15 protein-coding genes and 1 tRNA gene are annotated in these 21,246 nt (G+C 68.9%); 5 read left to right on the top strand and 11 right to left on the bottom strand.

The window, feature by feature from the left end:
- Window positions 1-31 precede the first annotated feature (31 nt).
- Together ABIC53_RS04770 and ABIC53_RS04765 are read left to right on the top strand one after the other, a co-directional pair.
- Window positions 32-337, top strand: coding sequence for a hypothetical protein (locus ABIC53_RS04770; protein ID WP_354450596.1), 306 nt, complete (start codon window positions 32-34; stop codon window positions 335-337).
- Window positions 338-428: 91 nt separating this feature from the next.
- A complete protein-coding gene (locus ABIC53_RS04765) occupies window positions 429-893 on the top strand; it encodes a hypothetical protein (RefSeq protein ID WP_354450594.1) in 465 nt (154 codons plus the stop codon).
- A gap of 12 nt (window positions 894-905) precedes the next feature.
- On the opposite strand, the gene ABIC53_RS04760 is transcribed toward ABIC53_RS04765, so the two are convergent.
- Window positions 906-2,807, bottom strand: a complete 1,902-nt coding sequence (locus ABIC53_RS04760) for an alpha-amylase family protein (protein ID WP_354450592.1) — start codon at window positions 2,805-2,807, stop codon at window positions 906-908.
- Between the two features lie 146 nt (window positions 2,808-2,953).
- Here ABIC53_RS04760 and ABIC53_RS04755 point away from each other — a divergent pair, with 146 nt between their 5' ends.
- Entirely contained in the window at window positions 2,954-4,282 is a 1,329-nt protein-coding gene (locus tag ABIC53_RS04755) for an MFS transporter (protein WP_274177905.1), read from the top strand.
- 29 nt (window positions 4,283-4,311) lie between these two features.
- On the opposite strand, the gene ABIC53_RS04750 is transcribed toward ABIC53_RS04755, so the two are convergent.
- The 6 genes from ABIC53_RS04750 to polA all read right to left on the bottom strand — a co-directional run bounded on the left by ABIC53_RS04750 (window position 4,312) and on the right by polA (window position 12,281).
- Window positions 4,312-4,572: a DUF6458 family protein gene (locus ABIC53_RS04750; RefSeq protein WP_274177906.1), complete on the bottom strand. Its 261-nt coding sequence runs from the start codon at window positions 4,570-4,572 to the stop codon at window positions 4,312-4,314.
- Between the two features lie 88 nt (window positions 4,573-4,660).
- Window positions 4,661-5,431, bottom strand: a complete 771-nt coding sequence (locus tag ABIC53_RS04745) for an SGNH/GDSL hydrolase family protein (protein ID WP_274177907.1) — start codon at window positions 5,429-5,431, stop codon at window positions 4,661-4,663.
- On the bottom strand, window positions 5,421-6,773 hold the full coding sequence (locus ABIC53_RS04740) for an MFS transporter (RefSeq protein ID WP_274177908.1): 1,353 nt from the start codon (window positions 6,771-6,773) through the stop codon (window positions 5,421-5,423). Before ABIC53_RS04740 ends, ABIC53_RS04745 begins: the two co-directional genes overlap by 11 nt.
- A 43-nt stretch (window positions 6,774-6,816) precedes the next feature.
- A complete protein-coding gene (locus tag ABIC53_RS04735; RefSeq protein ID WP_354450589.1) occupies window positions 6,817-7,857 on the bottom strand; it encodes an LLM class flavin-dependent oxidoreductase in 1,041 nt (346 codons plus the stop codon).
- 71 nt (window positions 7,858-7,928) lie between these two features.
- Entirely contained in the window at window positions 7,929-9,605 is a 1,677-nt protein-coding gene (locus ABIC53_RS04730) for a DUF885 domain-containing protein (protein WP_274177910.1), read from the bottom strand.
- A gap of 36 nt (window positions 9,606-9,641) precedes the next feature.
- A complete protein-coding gene (gene polA / locus ABIC53_RS04725; RefSeq protein ID WP_354450586.1) occupies window positions 9,642-12,281 on the bottom strand; it encodes a DNA polymerase I in 2,640 nt (879 codons plus the stop codon).
- A 58-nt stretch (window positions 12,282-12,339) separates the two neighbouring features.
- Here polA and ABIC53_RS04720 point away from each other — a divergent pair, with 58 nt between their 5' ends.
- A complete protein-coding gene (locus tag ABIC53_RS04720; RefSeq protein WP_282500991.1) occupies window positions 12,340-12,771 on the top strand; it encodes a hotdog fold thioesterase in 432 nt (143 codons plus the stop codon).
- A 62-nt stretch (window positions 12,772-12,833) separates the two neighbouring features.
- Here the strand turns inward: ABIC53_RS04720 and ABIC53_RS04715 are convergent, their stop codons facing one another.
- The gene (locus tag ABIC53_RS04715) at window positions 12,834-13,451 is read right to left on the bottom strand and encodes an ANTAR domain-containing response regulator (RefSeq protein ID WP_354450584.1); all 618 of its coding nucleotides are present in this window, start codon (window positions 13,449-13,451) and stop codon (window positions 12,834-12,836) included.
- A gap of 81 nt (window positions 13,452-13,532) precedes the next feature.
- Here ABIC53_RS04715 and ABIC53_RS04710 point away from each other — a divergent pair.
- Window positions 13,533-13,613: transfer RNA gene (locus ABIC53_RS04710), tRNA-Leu, on the top strand.
- A 58-nt stretch (window positions 13,614-13,671) separates the two neighbouring features.
- Here the strand turns inward: ABIC53_RS04710 and pyk are convergent.
- From pyk to gltB, 3 genes are read right to left on the bottom strand one after another with little or no spacing between them, the layout of a single operon-like run.
- On the bottom strand, window positions 13,672-15,120 hold the full coding sequence (gene pyk, locus ABIC53_RS04705) for a pyruvate kinase (protein ID WP_112614838.1): 1,449 nt from the start codon (window positions 15,118-15,120) through the stop codon (window positions 13,672-13,674).
- A 44-nt stretch (window positions 15,121-15,164) separates the two neighbouring features.
- Complete coding sequence (locus ABIC53_RS04700; protein ID WP_354450579.1) at window positions 15,165-16,631, bottom strand: glutamate synthase subunit beta; 1,467 nt, start codon at window positions 16,629-16,631, stop codon at window positions 15,165-15,167.
- On the bottom strand, window positions 16,624-21,204 hold the full coding sequence (gene gltB, locus ABIC53_RS04695; protein ID WP_354450577.1) for a glutamate synthase large subunit: 4,581 nt from the start codon (window positions 21,202-21,204) through the stop codon (window positions 16,624-16,626). Before gltB ends, ABIC53_RS04700 begins: the two co-directional genes overlap by 8 nt.
- Window positions 21,205-21,246 lie beyond the last annotated feature (42 nt).

Below are 21,246 nucleotides of genomic sequence, written 5' to 3'. Positions count from 1 at the left end.
CATCGACGCGTCTCGACGAAGCGATGCAGGCATGACCCACGATGCCGCGATACCGGGACGACGCGTCACGCTGGATCTACGCCGACCCGTGCTCCACCTGATTCCCGGCGTGCGCCCGACCATCGTGATCGACGGCCGCGGACAGCCCGCGCAATGGGGCGTCGGCACCTGGCTCGTGCCCGCCGACGAGGCCGTGGAGATCACCGTCTTCCTCTTCAATCGCTTGTGGCGGTTCGGCGAGGCTCGAATGGTGCTGCATCCCGCGGACACCGGCCTCGCCTACCGCGCTCCCCTGGTTCCCATCGGCCCAGGTCGCATCCTGGTCACGTCCGGATGAACCTCGTCGCGCCGACCTGCATTCGTACCGTCCAGCTGGTACAGTAATCGGTCATCCTCGCTCGAATGGAGCGCGACGAAGGGAGACGGCCATGCACATCGCTGGCTTGGATGCCGACATCATCGACGCACTGACGCAGGTCGCGGCGCCCGATCACCGACCCGATGCACTCACGATCGGTGTGTCACTCCCCGCGTCGTCCGACGCGCTCCCGGCGTGCATCGCAGAGGTCGACGCGCTGCTCGAGCACGAGTTGAGCCGCGTGTCGCCCCGCGTCCTCGTCGCGGTGGTGCACGCGGCCGGGCGGTTGAGCGAGGGCCGCGTCTTCGCGAGCGAGCTCATCGATCGTGCGAGCGTCCACTCGAGCAACTCATTGGGCCGTGATCTCACAGCCATCGGCGTCGTGCTCGATGACGAGCAGGACCGCCGCATCGCGGCGCGCCGTGTCGCGGAGCACCTCAGCGGCCGCAGCAACCTCGGTGACGGCACCGTCGTGACCGCGCACGATCTGCGCCGCAGCACGCTGCGCGACCTCATCCTCGAGGACGTCCTGTGATGGTTTGACCCGTCAGCGTCGGCGCACGCGCAACCAGACGAATCCATGCGCGGGCAGCACGACGCCACGCCCGAGCTCGACCGGCACCCCCCTCACGAGATCCATCGCAGAATCCTCGAGCCCGCTCGTGGTCTCAGGGCGGATGGCCGCCGACGCATCGCCGACATTGGCGAGGACGAGGACCGCTCCCCCGCCGCCATCCGCCGCCGGACGCATGAACCCCACGACCGCGTCGTGAGGCGTGTGGAACGGGACGAGCTCGTTGCCGGCGAACTCCGGCGTCGCTGCACGCACCTCGATCAGGCCCCGGAGCCTCGTGAACACCCGGCCGGCGACGGTCGACTTATCGAGGCGCTGCGCGTATCGCGCGGTCGATCGCAGGGGCCGGTGCGCCCACCGGCTGTCTCCCCGACGTTCGGGGTCGTCCTGGAACGTGTCGTCGTTGAGCTGGGCGACCTCGTCACCGAGATAGAGCAGCGGGATGCCGCCCGTCGACATCGCTAGCGCATGCGCGAGCACGACCCGGTCTTCGCCCCCGGCATCGCCCGCGGCGATCCCGGCCAGCGAGGCCGTGGTGCCCGCGATCCGGGCGTCACCGGTGCGTGGATTCTCCTGGAACGGGTAGCCGCGCGAGAACGAACCGTCGAAGCGACCGATGTAGAAGTCGTTGAGGAACCGACGGTGCGGACCGCCGTCGATGCCGAAGCGCGCGGCATCCTCGTCGGCGAACGTCCAGCCGATGTCGTCGTGACTGCGGACGTAGTTGACCCACGCCGTCCCGGGCGGCAACGCGTGACGCTCGTCCAGCGCGAGCTGAAGCATGCGCGCGTCACGGGTCGCCAGCGCCTCCCAGGTCAGGGCCATCTGCAGCGGGTTGTAGGAGAGCTGGCACTCATCGGGCGAGATGTAGTCCTGCACTTCGTCGGGATGCACGATCGCCTCGGACTTGAACAGCACCGCCGGCGCCGCGATGCGCAGCACGGCGTTGAACGCCTGGAGCAGCAGGTGCGCCTCGGGCAGCGACTCGCAGGCCGTTCCGAGGCGTTTCCAGATGAAGGCGACGGCATCCATCCGCAGGATCTCGACACCCTGGTTCGCGAGGAACAGCATCTCCCCCGCCATGGCTGTGAACACGTCGGGGTTGGCGTAGTTGAGATCCCACTGGAACCGGTAGAAGGTGGCCCAGATCCACCGGCCATCGGGAAGCGGCACGAACGAGCCCGGGTGGTCGTCCGGGAAGATCTCGCGCGTCGTCCGCTCGTACGCATCCGGGAGCTCGCGGTCGGGGAAGATCAGGTAGAAGTCCTCGTACACCGGGTCGCCGGCGAGGGCGCGCTTCGCCCACTCATGCTCGTTCGAGGTGTGGTTGAAGATGAAGTCGAGGACCAGCGAGATGCCCGCCTCACGCAACTCGCTCGCGAGCGCACGCAGATCGGCCATCGTCCCGAGGGCCGGATTGACCGTGCGGTAGTCCGACACCGCGTAGCCACCGTCGTTGTCGCCGTCGGGCCTGTCGAAGAGGGGCATCAGGTGCAGGTAGGTCAGTCCGAGCTCGCGGAAGTACGGAATCATCCGGCGGACGCCGTCGAGGTCACCCGCGAAGCGATCGACGTAGCAGACGCCGCCCAGCATCCTCTCGGACTCGAACCACGCGGGGTCCGCGGCGCGCACGCGGTCGAGCTGCTTGAGCTCGGCGGTGCGCTCTCCCCGGGCATCCAGCGCCACGTCGACGAGGTGCAGGAGCGACTCGAGCCCGTCGGGACGCTCGCCGTAGAGAGCTCGGAACAGACGGTGCAACCGCGGGAACTCGCCGCGAAGGCGCGCGATCGTCTCGCCGTCGACCGGCCGTTCGCGACGCGCGACGTGCTCGACGACGATCGTCGCATCGGTCTCGAGCGCGGTCAGCGCGGTCATCGCGGGGCCACCGGAGCACTCATGCTCCGCATCATCTCAGAGGACGGAGACGGCGGACACCAAGGCGCGCGCAGCTGGCGTCCGACAGCGGAGTAGCGTAGAGGGGTGACCTCTCCGACGCTCTGCCCGCTCGGACGGGTCACCCGATGAGCGTCGCGGCTCGGACGAGCGGTCCGGGGCTCCGGGCATGGCTCGTCTGGGGAACCGGCGTCGCCGCGTACGTCCTGTCCATCACGAATCGGACGTCGCTCGCGGCCGTGGGCGTGGACGCAGCCGAACGCTTCCAGGCGGACGCCGCGACGCTGTCGATGTTCGCTGTCGTCCAGCTCGCGGTGTACGGCGGGATGCAGATACCCATCGGCGTCCTGCTCGACCGTTACGGCTCCCGGCCCATCATGACGATCGGCATGATCCTCATGGCGGTGGGCCAGCTGACGATGGCCCTCTCCCCCAGCGTCGGCGTCGCCATCGTCGCGCGCATGCTCCTCGGAGCCGGCGACGCCGCCATCTTCCCGGCGGTCCTCCGACTCGTCGCGACCTGGTTCCCGGCGCAGCGCGGGCCGCTCATGGTTCAGATGACCGGCATACTCGGTCAGGCCGGCCAGCTCGTCGCCGTCATCCCCCTCTCAGCACTCCTGCACGCCACCAGCTGGTCGGTCGCCTTCGGCAGCGTGGCCGGCCTCGGCGTCCTCTTCGCGGTCCTCGTCTTCCTGCTGGTGCGCAACCACCCGCCGGAGGTCGATCGTGACGTCAGCGTCAACACCGACACGGGCGCCATCCGGGTGGTCACCTCGAGCGTCGACACCGGCGTCGGCATCCGTGCCGCGTGGGCGCACCCCGGCACCCGGCTGGCGTTCTGGTCTCACTTCACGACGCCGTTCGCCGGCACGGCGTTCATCCTGCTGTGGGGCATCCCGTTCCTCACGGCAGGAGAGGGCCGGACTCAGGCCGAAGCGACCCTCATCACGACGCTCTACGTCTTCGCGGGGATGGCGCTCGGACCCATCATGGGTGAGCTCTCCCGCCGCATCCCCAACCTCCGCTCACGCGCCCTCGTCCTGCCGGCGGTCGCCGTGCAGCTCATCGCATGGACAGCGGTGATCCTCTGGCCGGGCACCGCGCCGGGGTGGCTCCTCGTGGCTCTCGCCGTCGCCCTCGCGACCGGGGGTCCTGCGTCGATGATCGCGTTCGATCACGCCCGGACGCACAACCCCTCGCATCGCCTCAGCACGGCGACGGGACTGACGAACGCCGGCGGCTTCCTCGCCGCCCTGATCGCCGTGTTCAGCATCGGCTTGGCGCTCGACCTGCAGGGTGCGGGAACGCCGGCGACGTACTCGCTCGAAGCCTTCCGCATCGCCTTCCTCACCCAGGTGCCGCTATGGCTCATCGGCGGTGCGTTCATCGCGATCGAACGCAAGCGCACCCGCATCCACATCGGGATGGACATGCCGAAACGGCCGCGACGGGCGTGAGCCCACCGCGGCCGTTCACAGCGGCTGCGTCAGAGGATGGGGTCGCCCGAGGTGCTCGTGCTGTTGCGGGTGACTCGCTGGCCGCTGGCGGGGTCGACGGCGGTACGGCTGACCGTCTCGGTCTGACGGCGGCGCACCATCACGACCAGGCCGATGAGGAAGATGAGGGCTCCCGCACCCATCAGGATGTAGCCGATGAGGTCGAGGTTCACCCACTCGACCTCGACGTTCACGGCGAACGCGAGGATCGCGCCGATGACGAACAATGCGATTCCGGCACCAATGCTCATGTCAGTTCCCTTCGGGTGTGCGGACCCGCTGATACTGACGCGCGCGCGTGGTTCCACGCACCGGCTTGACACGCGTTCTCGCGGCGTGTCAGGCGCGCGGCGCGACCTCGATCCACGAGCCGAACTTGGGCTGCCGGTTATCACCCGATGAACGCCCCGTGAGTCGGCGACGCACCCAGGGAGCGAGGTGCTCTCGGAAGTACTCGCCTCGGGCGAGCACCGGCGGCTGGTCGTCGACGGGAAGCGACCACCACTCCCCCGGCGCCTCGAGGCCGAGGGAACCGAGCACCCGAGCGGCGACCCGATGGTGACCGCGGGCGTTCATGTGGAGTCGGTCGGCCGACCAGTAGGACGGATGGGTCAATGCGCTGTCGTACCAGTTCAAGGCGCGGACGACGTCGTCGCGACCTGAGATGCGCTCGACGACGGCGTCCGAGAGCGCGTCGCCCCGCCGGTTGATCAGGCCGCCCAGCGGCAGCTGCGCGGACGGGTTCGCACCCGACAGCAGGATGAGGCGGACGCCTTCCTCATCGCACCGCCGCAGCACCTGCACGAAAGCGTCGACGATGTGCGCGATCGACGTGCGCGGGCGCAGCATGTCGTTGCCACCGCCATTGAACGACAGGTGGGTCGGGCGCAGGGCGAGGGCGGCTTCGAGCTGTTCGTCGACGATCGGGCGGACGAGTTTGCCGCGGATTGCGAGGTTGGCGTACTGCACGGGTCGTCCCGTCGCATCGGCCCAGCCGGCGGCGACGAGGTCGGCCCAGCCGCGCACGGCGCCGTCGGGCAGCTCGTCCCCCACGCCCTCGGTGAACGAATCGCCGATCGCGACGTAACGAACCTCTGTCTCAGCGGTCATCGAGCGACTCTCCTCTGCGGTCGACGAGTCCCCACGCACCGGCGGCGGCGAGGACGAAGAACACGGCGAACACGACGAACAGCACCGGAGCGCCGCCCCACAACAGGAGCGGCGGCACCGACAGGGGCGCGAGGATCGATGCGATGCGGCCGACACCGGCCGCCCAGCCGGCCCCGGTGCCGCGCAGCGACGTCGGGTACATCTCCGGCGTCACCGCGTACAACGCACCCCAGGCGCCCAGGTTGAAGAACGACAGCGCCATGCCCGCGGCGATGATGACCGTCTCGGTGCCGGCCGTCCCGAACACCACGGCGGATGCCGCCGAGCCGATGAGGAAGACCGACAGGGTCAGGCGTCGGCCCCAGACCTCGATCAGCCAGGCCGACACGGCATAGCCCGGCAGCTGAGCGAGAGTGATGATCAGGGTGAACCCGAACGATCGGACGAGGTCGTAGCCCTGCGTGTACAGGATCGTCGGGATCCAGATGAAGGCGCCGTAGTACGAGAAGTTGACGCAGAACCAGACCAGCCACAGGCTCGCGGTGCGGCCGCGGAACTCGGGCGACCAGAGCGCGCGGAGCCGGCCGGTCGACGACACGGCGGCCGGCGCCGCGATCGCTTCCGCTCCGACGGCAGCGCCGACGTCGCGCGACGTGGTCGCACTGTTCGTCTCGAAGCTCCGGACGACCGCCTCGGCCTCGGCGTGCCGGCCGCGGCGTTCGAGCCATCGGGCCGACTCGGGCAGCCCCCAGCGCACGATCAGCGCGTACACCGCGGGGATCGCGCCGACGACGAATGCCCAGCGCCAGCCCTCGTCGACCTGTGGGATCACGAAGTAGCCGATCAGAGCGGCTGCGGTCCACCCGACGGCCCAGAAGGCCTCGAGGATGACGATGACCCTGCCGCGAATGCGGGCGGGCGCGAACTCGCTCACATACGTGCTCGCGACCGGCAGCTCGGCGCCGAGGCCGAGTCCCACGACGAAGCGCAGGACGAGCAGCATCGCGAGTCCGCCGACCAGAGCGCTCGCGCCGGTTGCGACTCCGTAGACGAGGAGTGTGACCGCGAACACCGAGCGACGTCCGAACCGGTCTGCCAGCAGCCCGCCGAGGCTCGCACCGATCGCCATGCCGGCGAAGCCGGCCGACGCGATCCACGACGCCTGCGAGGTGTCGAGCGACCACTGCGCGATGAGCGCCGTGATGATGAAAGAGATCAGCCCGACATCCATCGCGTCGAGGGCCCATCCCAGCCCGGACCCGGTGAGGATTCTCAGGTGCCGACGCCCGAAGGGCAGATCGTCGAGGCGGCGCGCCACCGAGGGCGTCGCGGTATCGGTCATTCGACCATGCTATTGACCCGCGACGCCCTCGGTCGCCACTCACTCAGTCGTCGGCGAGCATGTCCCGCACGAGAGGCGCGACCTTCGTGCCGTAGAGCTCGATCGAGCGCATCATGCTCTCGTGGGCGAGCGTCCCGTGCGAGAACTTCAGATCGAACCGGTCGAGCTCCAGGGTGCGGATCGTCTGCGCGAGCTTGCGCGCGACGGTCTCGGGCGACCCCGCGTACACGGCACCGTCCGGTCCGAGATCGTGCTGGAACTGCAGGCGCGAGTAGGGCGGCCACCCGCGCTCCGCGCCGATCGCGTCGCGGTTGACCTTCATCGCCGGGAAGAGCTCCTCCCACGCTTGTTCGTCGGTGTCGGCAACATGACCGGGCGAGTGGACCCCGACCGGCAACCGGTCGGCACCCATCGCATCGCGGGTGCGGTGGAAGAGATCGACATACGGGCGGAACCGTGCCGCGCCGCCGCCGATGATCGCCAGCATCAGGCCATAGCCATTGTGGGCCGTTCGCAGCACCGACTCGGGAGAGCCGCCGACGCCCACCCACGCGCGGAGGCCGTTCTCGGTCTTCGGGAAGACATCCGCGTCCGTCAGCGCCGGTCGGGTCCGGCCCTGCCAGGTGACCGGCTGCTCGGACCGCAGCCGGCCGAACAGGTCGAGGCGCTCCTCGAAGAGGATCTCGTAATCGGCGAGATCGAACCCGAACAGCGGGAACGACTCGGTGAACGAGCCGCGTCCGAGGATGATCTCGGCCCGGCCGTTCGAGACGGCGTCGAGGGTTGCGAAGCGCTCGTAGACGCGCACGGGGTCATCGCTGGAGAGGACGGTGACCGCGGTGCCCAGGCGGATGTCCTTCGTGCGGGCCGCGGCAGCGGCCAGCACGATCTCGGGGCTCGACACGGCGAACTCGCGACGGTGGTGCTCCCCGACGCCGAAGAAGCTCAGTCCGACCTCATCGGCGAGCACCGCCTGGTCGACGACGTTGCGGATCGTCTGCGCGTCGGACAGCAGCTCGCCGTCGGCGCCGCGGGTGACGTCGCCGAACGTGTCGAGGGCGAACTGGACGGATGTCGCGGTCATGGGGCCACCTTTCATTCATCCGCATACAACGGCGGGACGGGAAGAGTATTCCCGTCCCGCCGTCGTCGTGTTCAGCCCTGTGCGAGCGCCATGCGGAGCGTGTCGAGTCCGACACCGCCCAGGCGCAGCGCCTTCATGTGAAAGGCCTTCACGTCGAACTGCTCGCCCGCGCGCGCGGCGTAGTCATCGCGGATCTCCTCCCAGATCCGCTGACCCACCTTGTACGACGGCGCCTGGCCCGGCCAGCCGAGATAGCGGTTGACCTCGAAGCGGATGAACTCCTCGGGCATGTTGACGTTGCGCTTCATGAACTCGAGCGCATACTCCGCGTCCCACACGCCCTCTCCGTCGGGGCGCTCCTTCCCCAGATGCACGCCGATGTCGAGCACGACGCGAGCGGCACGCATGCGCTGTCCGTCGAGCATGCCCAGCCGGTCCGCCGGGTCATCGAGGTAGCCCAGCTGCTCCATGAGGCGCTCCGCGTACAGTGCCCAGCCCTCGGCGTGTCCGCTCGACCCGGCGAGCAGCCGCCGCCAGGAGTTCAGCTCGAACCGGTTGTACACCGCCTGGGCGATCTGCAGGTGATGGCCCGGAACGCCCTCGTGATAAACCGTCGTCAGCTCACGCCAGGTGTCGAACGAGTCGACCCCCTCCGGCACCGACCACCACATGCGACCGGGGCGCGAGAAGTCGTCGGTCGGACCGGTGTAATAGATCCCGCCCTCGTTGGTGGGGGCGATCATGCACTCGAGCGTGCGAATGGGCTCGGGGATGTCGAAGTGGGTGCGACCCAGCTCGTCGACGGCGCGGTCGCTCGTCTCCTGCATCCACTTCTGCAGGGCCTCGGTGCCGTGGAGCTTCCGGGACTCGTCCTTCTCGAGGTGCGCCACCGCCTCTTCCACCGTGGCGCCGGGGAGGATCTCGTTCGCGATCGATTCCTGCTCCGCGACCATCCGGGCCAGTTCCTGGAGGCCCCACTCGTAGGTCTCGTCGAGGTCGATCGTGGCGCCCAGGAATCGGCGGGAGTGCAGCGCGTACAGCTCGCGCCCGACCGCGTCGGTCTCGCCCGCCTCGGGGAGGAGCTCACCGGTGAAGAAGGAGGCGAGAGCGTCGTACGCGACGCGGGCAGCGTTCGCGTTGTCCGCCAGCTCACGAGCCAACGATGCGGGGAGGCTGCCCTCGGTCGGCGCGGCATCTGCCGCGAACGTCGCGAAGAAACCCGTGTCCGCCGTGTAGCGACCGATCTGCGTGGCGACCTCTGAGACCTGACGGCGCGCCGGGACGACGCCGCGGGCGATGCCCTCGCGGAGCGTCTCGATGTACCCGTCGATCGCGGCCGGAACCGCACCGAGACGGTCGGCGATGACGCTCCAGTCGTCGACCGTAGCCGTGGGCATGAGGTCGAAGGTGTTGCGGATCTCCTGCGCGGGCGACGCGATCACATTCACGTCGCGCAGGTGAGCGCCCGCCTCGGCCAGCTCGATGTTCAGCCGCAGGTCACCGGCGAGGTCCGCCTTCGTGACGACATCGACGTCGTCCGTGGGCTCGGCCGCCTCGAGGGCGGCGAGGGTGCTGCGTGCGGCCTCGAGTGCGCGAGCCGTGCCCGCAGGCGAGTAGTCGTCGAGTCGTGCGTTGTGCTCGAAACGGCCGATGTACGTCGCGAGCCCGGGAGAGAGCTCGGCCAGGGTGTCGACCCACGCATCGGCGATCCGGTCGATCTGCGTGGGGGTGCGCTGTGCTTCGGTCATCCTCCGAGCCTACTGCGGCACCCCCGCGCGACGAGGTCAGTGACCGGCGACGTCCCAGTCGCCGCCGCGCCCGATCTGCACGTCGAGGGGCACCGTGAGCTGAGCGGCGTCGCCCATGCGATCGCGCACGATGCGCTCGGCGGCATCCCACTCACCCGCAGCGACCTCGACCACGAGCTCGTCGTGGATCTGCAGCAGCACACGAGAGCGGAGGCCCTCGGCGTGGAACTCGCGGTCGATCCGGAAGAGCGCGATCTTCATGATGTCGGCTGCGCTGCCCTGGATGGGTGCGTTCAGGGCGGCGCGCTCGGCATTCTCGCGGAGCACTCGGTTCGGACTCGCGAGGTCGGGGAACGGACGGCGCCGGCCGAAGATCGTCTCCGTGTAGCCGTCGATGCGGGCCTGCTCGACGCTCGAGCGCAGGTAGTCGCGCACCGCCCCGAAACGGGCGAAATACTCGAGCATGAGCTGCTTGGCCTCCGACTGCTCGATGCGCAGCTGCTTCGACAGGCCGAACGCCGACAGGCCGTAGACGAGTCCGTACGACATGGCCTTGACCTTCGTGCGCATCGCCGGCGTGACATCGGCCGGATCGACGCCGAATACGCGCGCGCCGACGAAGCGGTGCAGGTCTTCGCCCGAGACGAACGCCTCGATGAGCCCGGGGTCTTCGGAGAGGTGCGCCATGATGCGCATCTCGATCTGCGAGTAGTCGGCGGTCAAAAGGGTCTCGTACCCCTCGCCCGCCTCGAAGGCGGCCCGGATGCGGCGGCTCTCCTCATTGCGGATGGGGATGTTCTGGAGGTTCGGGTCGGTGCTCGAGAGCCGGCCGGTCTGGCTTCCCGTCTGCACGTAGGTCGTGTGGATGCGGTCGTCGGCGGCGATCGCGGTATCGAGCGACTCGATGATCTGACGCAGCTTGGTGGCTTCACGGTGCTGGAGCAGCAGCTCGAGGAACGGGTGCGGGTTCGACTCCTGCAGATCGGCGAGCACCGCCGCGTCCGTGGAGTACCCCGTCTTCGTCTTGCGGGTCTTCGGCAGCTGGAGCTGCTCGAACAGTACCTCCTGCAGCTGCTTGGGCGAACCGAGATTCACCTCGCGGTCGATCGTGGCGTACGCGCGCTGTGCGATGTCGTCCGCTCGTGCCGCGAGTTCTGCCGAGAACGTCGAGAGCTTCTCGTGCGACACGGCAACACCCGCGAGTTCCATGTCAGCGAGGGTGTCGAGCGTCGGAAGCTCGATATCGGAGAGCACGGAGAGGACGGGCGCGGGCATCTCGGCGCGAACCGCCGCTGCCGTGCGCAACGCGAACCAGGAGAGCTGTCCCGGCGTGGCACCCTCCGTCTCGGGAACGAGCTGAGTCGGATCGGCCTCCGGCAGCTTCTCGTCGAGGTAGCGGTGGACGAGGTCGGCGAGCGTCTTGTCGGGGAAGCTGGGGCGCAGGAGCCACCCGGCCAGGATCGGGTCGAAGACGAGCCCGCCCAAGCGGACACCGCCGCGCCGCAGCGCCTTGACCTGGAGCTTGGCGTCGGAGATCACCTTGGGCGCGTCGGACTCGAGCCACGGGCGCAGGGCCTCGGCGACGTCGTCGCCCCAGGTGCCCTCGACCGCTTCGGCGGCGTCGGCCAAACCGATGCGCTGCGGAAAACCTCCCGCGACCATGACGGTCACGCCGACCTCGCCGTCGCGGGCCGCCGCCCACGCGGCGAGGTCGGCGGCGGAGAGCTCCGCGGCCGTCGGGGCTGGAACGGCGGGCGCGGCGGTCTCGACGGCCATCGCGGGATCTGCCCCCGCTGCCTCGAAGACGCGCGGCAGCAGCGTCCGGAACTCGAGCCGGGCGAAGATGTCGCGCACCGCTTCGGCGTCGATCGGGCCCACCGCGAGGTCTGCGGGCGTGACCCCGAGCTCGACGTCGCGGAGCAGCCGGTTCAGCGAACGATTGCGCCGCACATCGTCGAGGTGCTCCCGGAGCTTCCCGCCGACCACTCCCCCGATCTTGTCGGCGTTCTCGAGCAGGGCGTCGAGCGACCCCCACTGCGTGAGCCACTTGACCGCGGTCTTCTCGCCGACTTTGGGCACTCCAGGCAGGTTGTCGCTCGTCTCGCCGACGAGGGCGGCGATGTCGGGATAGTTCTGCGGCGGCAGACCATACTTCTCGACGACGGTCTCGGGCGTGTATCGCTTGAGCTGAGAAACACCCTGGACGCTGGGGTAGAGCAACGTCACGTCGTCGGTCACGAGCTGGATCGTGTCGCGATCACCCGAGCAGACGAGGACCTCGAATCCGTCCGCTTCGCCCTGGGTCGCGAGCGTCGCCAGGATGTCGTCGGCCTCGTAGTCCTCTTTCGTCAGCACCGTCACGTTCATCGCGGCGAGGCACTCCTGCAGAAGCGGGATCTGGCCCTTGAACTCGGCCGGCGACTCGGAGCGATTGGCCTTGTACTCCGTGTACTCGCGCGTACGGAACGACTGTCGCGACGTATCGAAGGCGACCGCGAGATGGGTCGGCTTCTCGGCCTTGATCAGGTTCACGAACATCGACAGGAACCCGTAGATGCCGTTGGTGTGCTGGCCGTCCTTCGTCGTGAAGTTGTCGACCGGCAACGCGAAGAACGCCCGGTAGGCCAGCGAGTGGCCGTCGACGACGAGAAGGGTAGGCTTTGCGGAGTCCGTCACCCGTCCAGCCTAACGACGACCGCGGACACCACGACCCGCTGCGACCGAGGGGTGAAGCATGCCCGAGAAGACCGACACCGACACCGGCCTGGCCTGGGCACAGGGCCGCGGCAAGGGAGCTCTCGCCGAGCGCATGGGCATCGAGTTCACGGAGTTCACCACCGAGCGCTGCGTCGCGACAATGCCCGTCGCGGGCAACACCCAGCCCGTGGGCCTGCTCCACGGCGGCGCGTACGTCGTGCTCGGCGAGTCTCTCGGCTCCATGGCGGCGAACATGCACGCCGGCCCGGGGCGCCTCGCCGTCGGCGTCGACATCAACGCCACGCACACGCGATCCGCGACGAGCGGTGTCGTGACGGGCGTGTGCACTCCCCTGCATCTCGGGCGCTCGATGACAGTGCACGAGATCGTCGTATCCGACGAGCAGGGGCGCCGCTGCTCCACTATCCGCATCACGAACCTCATCAAGGACGCCCCCGCGGCATCCTGACGCGACGACGAAGCCCCCTCCCGGACCGAGAGGGGGCTTTCTCGTCGCCGCGGCGCCGCGGACTACTTCTTGGGGGCGAGCTGCTCGATGATCGCCTTGGCCACGTCCTGCATCGTGAGGCGGCGGTCCATCGACGCCTTCTGGATCCAGCGGAACGCCTCGGGCTCGCTGAGACCCATCTTCTCGTTGAGCAGACCCTTCGCCCGGTCGACGAGCTTGCGGGTCTCGAAGCGCTCGACCATGTCGGCGACCTCGGCCTCGAGGGTGATGATCTGCTCGTAGCGGGCGAGCGCGATCTCGATGGCGGGGAGCAGATCGTTCGGGGTGAAGGGCTTGACGACGTAGGCGAGAGCACCGGCCTCGGTCGCCCGCTCGACGAGTTCCTTCTGGCTGAACGCCGTCAGCAGGACGACGGGCGCGATGTGCGCCTTGCCGAGCCGTTCGGCGGCCGAGATCCCGTCGAGGACGGGCATCTTGACGTCCATGATCACGAGATCGGGACGCAGCTCGCTCGCAAGCTGCACCGCGGTCTCGCCGTCGCCCGCCTCGCCGACGACGTCGTATCCGTTGTCGCGCAGGATCTCGACGATGTCGAGTCGAATGAGCGACTCGTCTTCGGCCACGACGACTCGGCGCGGTGCGGGAGCGGCCGACGTGGGGACCTCTTCTTGCTCTGTCACCTTTCGATCCTACGGTATGGGCGTTCCGGACACGGTTCCGTCGGGTGACACCGCGTGAGGCGGTATTGTCGATGTGCGTGCGCCGGTGTGGCGGAATGGCAGACGCGACCGACTCAAACTCGGTTGTCTTCGGACGTGTGGGTTCGACTCCCACCACCGGCACGGCGAAAGGGCGGGCACCTCGTGGAGAGGTGCCCGCCCTTCGGCATTCACGTGGCGCTTACTGGATCGCCTGGTAGATCGGCGCGCGGCCGTTGACGGCGTCGCCGATCTTGTGGATGCGGATGTCGTTGGTCGATCCCTGGATTCCGGGAGGGGACCCGGAGATGACGACCACCTTGTCGCCGACCTCGGCGAGGCCGTTCGAGAGGAAGTAGTCGTCGACCTGGTGGAACATCAGGTCGGTGTGCGCGACCTCCTCCACGAGGCTCGAACGGATGCCCCACGTCAGGGCCATGCGACGACGGATCGCCGGGTCCGGGGTGAACGCGATCATGGGGATCTCGGGACGCAGACGCGACATGCGGCGCGCGGTGTCGCCGGACTCGGTGAACATGCAGAGGAACTTCGCCTCGATGAACTGCGCGACCTCCATGGCGGCGAGCGTGATCGCGCCGCCCTGCGTGCGCGGCTTCGCCGTCAGCGGTGCGATGCGCTCGAGACCGTGGGTCTCGGTCGAGTCGACGATGCGCGCCATGGTCTCGACGACGACGACGGGGTACTTGCCCACGCTGGTCTCGCCCGAGAGCATCACGGCGTCGGCGCCGTCGAGGACGGCGTTGGCGACGTCGCTGGTCTCGGCGCGCGTCGGCACCGGGTTCTCGATCATCGACTCCAGCATCTGGGTCGCGACGATCACGGGCTTGGCCATACGGCGGCACAGCGCCACGGCCTTCTTCTGCACGATCGGCACGGCCTCGAGCGGAAGCTCCACGCCGAGGTCACCGCGCGCGACCATGATGCCGTCGAAGGCGTCGATGATCTCCTCGAGGTTCTCGACCGCTTGCGGCTTCTCGATCTTCGCGATGACGGGGACCTTGCGGCCCTCCTCCGCCATGATCTCGTGCACACGCGTGACGTCGGCGGCATCCCGCACGAACGACAGTGCGATGATGTCGGCTCCCTGCTGCAGCCCCCAGCGCAGGTCGGCCTCGTCCTTGTCCGACAGCGCCGGAACGCTCACGGCGACACCGGGCAGGTTGATGCCCTTGTTGTTCGAGACGGGGCCGGCGACGATGACCTTCGTCGTGACGACCGAGCCCTCGACCGACACGACCTCGACGCGGACCTTGCCGTCGTCGATGAGCAGGAAGTCGCCGGGCTTGACGTCGCCGGGCAGGCCCTTGAACGTCGTCGAGACGATCTCCTTGGTGCCGAGGATGTCGTCGGTCGTGATCTTGAAGACGTCGCCGACCGCGAGCTGGTGCGGCCCGTTCTCGAACTTGCCGAGACGGATCTTCGGCCCCTGCAGGTCGACCAGGATCGCGACGGGGCGACCTGCGTCGTCGGCGGCCTTCCGCACGTTGGCCCAGCGGGCCTCGTGCTCCGAATAGTCTCCGTGGCTGAGGTTGAATCGGGTCACGTCCACACCGGCGTCGATGATGGCTCGCACCATCTCGTAGCTGGCTGTGGCCGGTCCCAGGGTGGCGACGATCTTGGCGCGTCTCACTGATACTCCGGTGGTTTCGGGTCGGGAGGGGGGTTGGGTCCAGCCTATGCCCGCTGGAGCCCGATCGCGACGTCGGTCGGACGCACCGGCGCCGGAAGGTCGGTGTCGCCCATCAGGTAGCGGTCGACAGCGGATGCCGCGGCGCGGCCCTCCGCGATCGCCCACACGATGAGCGACTGTCCGCGCCCGGCGTCGCCGGCCACGAACACACCCGGCGTGGTGGTCTGGTAGTCGTCGGCACGTTCCACGTTGCCGCGATCGGTGAACAACGTACCCAGCTGCGCCCCGAGCTCGGAGCGCTCGGGACCGGTGAAACCCATCGCGATCAGGACGAGGTCGGCGGGGATCTCGCGCTCGGTCCCGCTCTTGGGCACGCGGCGACCGTCGACGAACTCGGTCTCGGCGACGCGCAGCGCGCGCACCTCTCCCGCCTCGTTGCCGAGGAACTCGACCGTGGACGCCAGGTAGCTGCGCTCACCGCCTTCTTCGTGCGCGGAGGCGACCTCGAAGATGGTCGGCATCATCGGCCACGGCTGGGTGTCGGGGCGGTCCGACGGCGGCTGCTTGCCGATCGCGAGGTTCGTCACGCTGAGCGCGCCCTGACGGTGCGCCGTGCCGATGCAGTCCGCGCCGGTGTCACCACCGCCGATCACGACGACGTGCTTGCCCTCCGCGTGGATCTGGTTCGCGACCTGGTCTCCCGCGACGGCCTTGTTCGACTCGACGAGGTACTCCATCGCGAAGTGCACGCCGGCGAGGTCGCGGCCCGGGATTGCGAGGTCGCGGGGCAGGGTCGAGCCGGTCGCCACCACGACCGCGTCGTAGCGGGCGCGCAGCGCGTCCCACGAGATGTCCTTGCCGATCTCGACGCCGGCACGGAAACGCGTGCCCTCGTCCTGCATCTGACGCAGGCGCGCCTCGATGTGGCGCTTCTCCATCTTGAAGTCGGGGATGCCGTACCGCAGCAGGCCGCCGATGCGGTCGTCGCGCTCGTAGACGGCGACGGTGTGACCGGCGCGGGTCAGCTGCTGCGCGGCGGCGAGTCCGGCGGGGCCGGAGCCGACGACGGCAACCGTCTTGCCCGTCAGACGCCCCGGGGGCTCGGCCTCGACCCATCCGTTGGCGAACGCCTCGTCGATAGTCGAGACCTCGATCTGCTTGATCGTGACCGGCGGCTGATTGATGCCGAGAACGCACGAGCTCTCGCACGGTGCAGGGCACAGGCGCCCGGTGAACTCCGGGAAGTTGTTCGTCGCGTGCAGACGCTCGATGGCCGAGCGCCCCTCGCCACGCCACATGAGGTCGTTCCACTCGGGGATGAGGTTGCCCAGCGGGCACCCCTGATGACAGAACGGCACGCCGCAGTCCATGCAGCGCCCCGCCTGACGGCGGAGCACGGCGCTGTCACCGGGCTCGTAGACCTCGCGCCAGTCCATGATGCGGACGGGAACGGGACGGCGCTTGGGGAGCTCGCGCTCCGTGATCTTCAGGAAGCCCTTGGGGTCAGCCACGGGTCACCTCCAGGATGCGGCTCCAGACCTCGTCGCCGTCGGGGTCGAGCCCCTCGGCGGCCGCCGTCTGTCGGGTTTCGAGCACCGCGGCGTAGTCGCGCGGCACCACACGGACGAAGTTGGCGACCTCGTTCTCGAAGTCCTCCAGCAGCCGGGCTGCCAGCTCGGACCCCGTCTCGGCGACGTGGCGCTCGAGCAGGTCGCGGAGGATCTCGGCGTCGCCGGACCCCATCTCCCCGAGCACGAGCTCGCCGCTGGCCATGGCCTCGCGGTTCACGTTCGCGGTCTCGAGGCGGTAGACGTAGGCGTTGCCACCCGACATCCCGGCGCCGAGGTTGCGCCCGGTGGCGCCGAGGATCACGGCGAGGCCGCCGGTCATGTACTCCAGTGCGTGGTCGCCCACGCCCTCGACCACGGCCGTGGCCCCGGAGTTGCGCACGAGGAACCGCTCCCCCACGACGCCGCGCAGGAACATCGTGCCCTGCGTCGCACCGTAGCCGATGACGTTGCCCGCGATCACGTTCTCCGACGCGTCGAAGGCCGCTCCGCGCGGCGGGCGCACGACGATCTGTCCACCCGAGAGCCCCTTGCCGACGTAGTCGTTCGAGTCCCCCTCGAGACGCAGCGTGATGCCGGCGGGGAGGAAGGCTCCGAAGGACTGTCCGGCCGAACCCGTCAGGTTCACCACGATCGAGTCGGCAGGAAGGCCGTTCTCGCCGTGCGCGAGCGTGACCCGGTTGCCCAGCATCGTGCCCACGGCGCGCTCGGTGTTGCGGATGGGCAGATCGATCTCGATGTGACCGCCGTGCGCGACGACATCCTGCGCTCGTTCGATGAGCTGCACATCGAAGTGCGCGTCGAGCTCGTGGTCCTGGTCGCGCCGGTGACGACGCGGCGCGTCTTCGGCGAACGCGGGTCCGGTGAGGATGGGTCCGAGGTCGAGGCCGTTGGCCTTCCAGTGCTCGATCGCGCCGTCGACGTCGAGGACGTCGTTGCGCCCGATCGCCTCGTCGAGCGAGCGGAAACCGAGCTCGGCCAGGTACTCGCGGACCTCCTGCGCGACGAACTCCATGAAGTTCACCACGAACTCGGGCTTGCCGGTGAAACGCTCGCGGAGCACGGGGTTCTGCGTCGCTACGCCCACGGGACACGTGTCGAGGTGGCAGACGCGCATCATGATGCAGCCCTCGACGACCAGGGCGGTGGTGGCGAAACCGAACTCCTCGGCACCGAGCAGCGCGGCGATCACGACGTCGCGACCGGTCTTCAGCTGGCCGTCGGCCTGCACGACCACGCGGTCGCGCATGTCGTTGAGCATGAGCGTCTGCTGCGTCTCGGCGAGACCGAGCTCCCAGGGCGTACCGGCGTGCTTGAGCGAGTTGAGCGGGCTCGCGCCCGTTCCGCCGTCGTGCCCGGAGACGAGGATGACGTCGGCGAGGGCCTTCGCCGTTCCCGCCGCGACGGCACCGATGCCCGACTGGCTCACGAGCTTGACGTGCACCCGGGCGGCCGGGTTCGCGCGCTTGACGTCGAAGATCAGCTGCTTGAGGTCCTCGATCGAGTAGATGTCGTGGTGCGGCGGCGGCGAGATGAGGCCGACGCCCGGGGTGCCACCGCGGGTGCGGGCGATCCACGGATACACCTTGCCGGGCGGCAGCTGACCGCCCTCGCCGGGCTTGGCGCCCTGGGCGAGCTTGATCTGGATGTCGTCGGCATGCGTGAGGTACATGCTCGTGACGCCGAATCGACCCGAGGCGACCTGCTTGATCGCGCTGCGGCGCTCGGGGTCGAGCAGACGCTCGACGTCCTCGCCGCCCTCGCCCGTGTTCGACTTCGCGCCGAGCCGGTTCATCGCGATCGCGAGCGTCTCGTGCGCCTCCTTCGAGATCGAGCCGTAGCTCATCGCGCCCGTCGAGAATCGCTTCACGATCGACGCGACCGACTCGACCTCGTCGATCGGCACCGGGGGCCGGACGCCGGTGCGCAGCTTGAACATGCCGCGCAGCGTCTTCAGCTCGGCCGCCTGATCGTCGACGAGCTTCGTGTACTCGCGGAAGATGTCGTAACGACGGGTGCGGGTCGCGTGCTGGAGGCGGAAGACCGTGTCCGGGTTGAACAGGTGCGGGGCACCGTCGCGGCGCCACTGGTACTCGCCACCTGTCCACAGCCGCTCGTGGGCGCGGACGGCGGCGTCTTCCGGATACGCGTAGGCGTGCCGCGCGGCGTTCTCTGCCGCGATGACCTCGATGCCGATACCGCCGAGCTTGGTCTCGGTGCCGGTGAAGTAGTTCGACACGAACTCGTCGGAGAGCCCGACGGCTTCGAACACCTGGGCGCCGGCGTAGGACGAGACGGTCGAGATGCCCATCTTGGACATGATCTTCAGCACGCCCTTGCCGAGCGCGTAGATCAGGTTCTTGACGGCCTTCTCGGGAGTGACGCCGGTGATGTACCCGGCACGCACGAGGTACTCGACGGTCTCCATCGCGAGGTACGGGTTGACCGCCGACGCGCCGTAGCCGAGGAGAGTCGCGACGTGGTGGACCTCGCGGACATCGCCGGCCTCGACCACGAGACCGACCCGCATACGGGTCTGCTGCCGGATGAGGTGGTGGTGCACCGCGGCGAGCATGAGCAGGGACGGGATGGGGGCGAGGTCCTTGTTCGAGTCGCGGTCGCTGAGCACGAGGAACTCCGCGCCGTCCTCGATGGCCTGGTCGGCCTCGGCGCACATCTGCGCGAGGCGCTTCTGCATGCCCTTGTGACCGGCCTCGACGCGGTAGAGACCGCGGATCGTCACCGACGAGCGGCCCTTGAGGGCGGTGTCGATGTGCTGGATCTTGGCGAGCTCGTCGTTGTCGATCACGGGGAAGTCGAGCGTCACCGTGCGGGTGTGCTCCGGCCCCCAGGCCAGCAGGTTCGCCTCGGGACCGAGCCCGAGGGACAGGGAGGTGACGACCTCTTCGCGGATCGAGTCCAGCGGCGGGTTCGTCACCTGCGCGAACTGCTGCGTGAAGTAGTCGAACAGCAGGCGCGGGCGCTCGCTGAGCACCGCGACGGGGGTGTCGCTGCCCATGGCACCGAGAGGCTCGGCTCCCACCTGCCCCATGGGGGTGAGGAGGATGCGCACCTCCTCCTCGGTGTAGCCGAAGGTGCGCTGGCGGCGCGTGATCGACGCGATGGGGTGCACGATGTGCTCGCGCTCGGGCAGGTCCTTGAGCCGCACGCGACCGGCGTCGAGCCATTCCTGCCACGGGTGGAGCGTCGCAAGCTCGCGCTTGATCTCCTCATCCTCGACGATGCGGCCCGCGGCCGTGTCGACGACGAACATCCGCCCGGGCTGCAGGCGACCGCGGCGCTTGATCCGCTCGGGGGCGAAGTCGAGCACGCCGGTCTCGCTGCCGATGACGACCAGTCCGTCGGTGGTCTCGGTCCATCGTCCCGGGCGCAGGCCGTTCCGGTCGAGAGTGGCGCCCACGAGGGTGCCGTCGGTGAAGATGAGTGCAGCCGGGCCGTCCCAGGGCTCCATCTGGATGGAGTGGTAGTCGTAGAACGCCCGGAGATCGGGATCGATGTCGGTCTGCTTCTCGTACGCCTCGGGCACCATCATCATGACGGCGTGCGGCAGGCTGCGCCCGGTGAGCGTGAGCAGTTCGAGGACCTCGTCGAACGAGGCCGAGTCGCTCGCTCCGTCCGTGCAGATCGGCAGCAGCGGCTGCACATCGCCGAGCAGCTCGGACTCGAGCTGCGACTGGCGCGCGCGCATCCAGTTGCGGTTGCCCTTGACGGTGTTGATCTCACCGTTGTGCGCGAGCATGCGCAGTGGCTGCGCGAGCGGCCACGACGGGAAGGTGTTGGTCGAGTAGCGCGAGTGCACCACCGCGAGCTCCGACGCGAAGCGCTCGTCCTGCAGGTCGGGGTAGAACGGCTCGAGCTGGAGCGTCGTGACCATGCCCTTGTAGCCGAGCGTGCGGCTCGACAGCGACACGAAGTAGGCGTCGTGCTCATGGCGGGCGCGCTTGCGCAGGCGATAGACCCGGCGGTCGAGCTCGATTCCGGCGAGGGCGGGCGCGTCGCCAACGGCAGGACGCGACACGAAGAGCTGCTCGAAAGCGGGGCGTGCGGCGAAGGCGAGCTTGCCGAGGTTCTCATCCTCGGTCGGCACGTCGCGCCAGCCCAGGACCGTCAGACCCTCGGATGCCGCGAGCGCCTCGATGTCGGCCTTCAGAGCGTGGCGTTCGTCGGCGTCGCGCGGCAGGAACGCCATACCCGCGGCGTACTCGCCGGCGGGCGGCAGGTCGAAGTCGACGACCTCGCGGAGGAACGCATCGGGCATCTGCGTCAGAATCCCGGCTCCGTCTCCGGTTCCTGCGTCGGAGCCGATGGCGCCGCGGTGCTCGAGGTTGCGCAGAGCCGTCAAGGCGAGCTCGACGATGTCGTGACCGGCTTCGCCGCGCAGCGTGGCGACCATCGCCAGACCACACGCGTCCTTCTCGAACGCAGGGTTGTACATGCCCTGCTTAGGAGGGAATGAACCGAATCCGGACTTTTGGGGTCGAGGGCTCGAGGCCATACTGACCGTCCTCACATTGGTGCTGAAACCGGGACGACGTCG

Source organism: Microbacterium sp. 1262 (assembly GCF_040544895.1).
Classification (GTDB): Bacteria; Actinomycetota; Actinomycetes; order Actinomycetales; family Microbacteriaceae; genus Microbacterium; species Microbacterium plantarum.
This window is presented reverse-complemented; position numbering and strand designations above follow the sequence as displayed.

Coding starts and splice junctions, on each gene's coding strand:
- ABIC53_RS04730 (WP_274177910.1), bottom strand. CDS start 9,605: ATGACCGAAGCACAGCGCACCCCCACGCAGATCGACCGGATCGCCGAT.
- ABIC53_RS04760 (WP_354450592.1), bottom strand. CDS start 2,807: ATGACCGCGCTGACCGCGCTCGAGACCGATGCGACGATCGTCGTCGAG.
- ABIC53_RS04750 (WP_274177906.1), bottom strand. CDS start 4,572: ATGAGCATTGGTGCCGGAATCGCATTGTTCGTCATCGGCGCGATCCTC.
- ABIC53_RS04740 (WP_274177908.1), bottom strand. CDS start 6,773: ATGACCGATACCGCGACGCCCTCGGTGGCGCGCCGCCTCGACGATCTG.
- ABIC53_RS04745 (WP_274177907.1), bottom strand. CDS start 5,431: ATGACCGCTGAGACAGAGGTTCGTTACGTCGCGATCGGCGATTCGTTC.
- ABIC53_RS04720 (WP_282500991.1), top strand. CDS start 12,340: ATGCCCGAGAAGACCGACACCGACACCGGCCTGGCCTGGGCACAGGGC.
- ABIC53_RS04735 (WP_354450589.1), bottom strand. CDS start 7,857: ATGACCGCGACATCCGTCCAGTTCGCCCTCGACACGTTCGGCGACGTC.
- ABIC53_RS04765 (WP_354450594.1), top strand. CDS start 429: ATGCACATCGCTGGCTTGGATGCCGACATCATCGACGCACTGACGCAG.
- ABIC53_RS04770 (WP_354450596.1), top strand. CDS start 32: ATGACCCACGATGCCGCGATACCGGGACGACGCGTCACGCTGGATCTA.
- gltB (WP_354450577.1), bottom strand. CDS start 21,204: ATGGCCTCGAGCCCTCGACCCCAAAAGTCCGGATTCGGTTCATTCCCT.
- ABIC53_RS04755 (WP_274177905.1), top strand. CDS start 2,954: ATGAGCGTCGCGGCTCGGACGAGCGGTCCGGGGCTCCGGGCATGGCTC.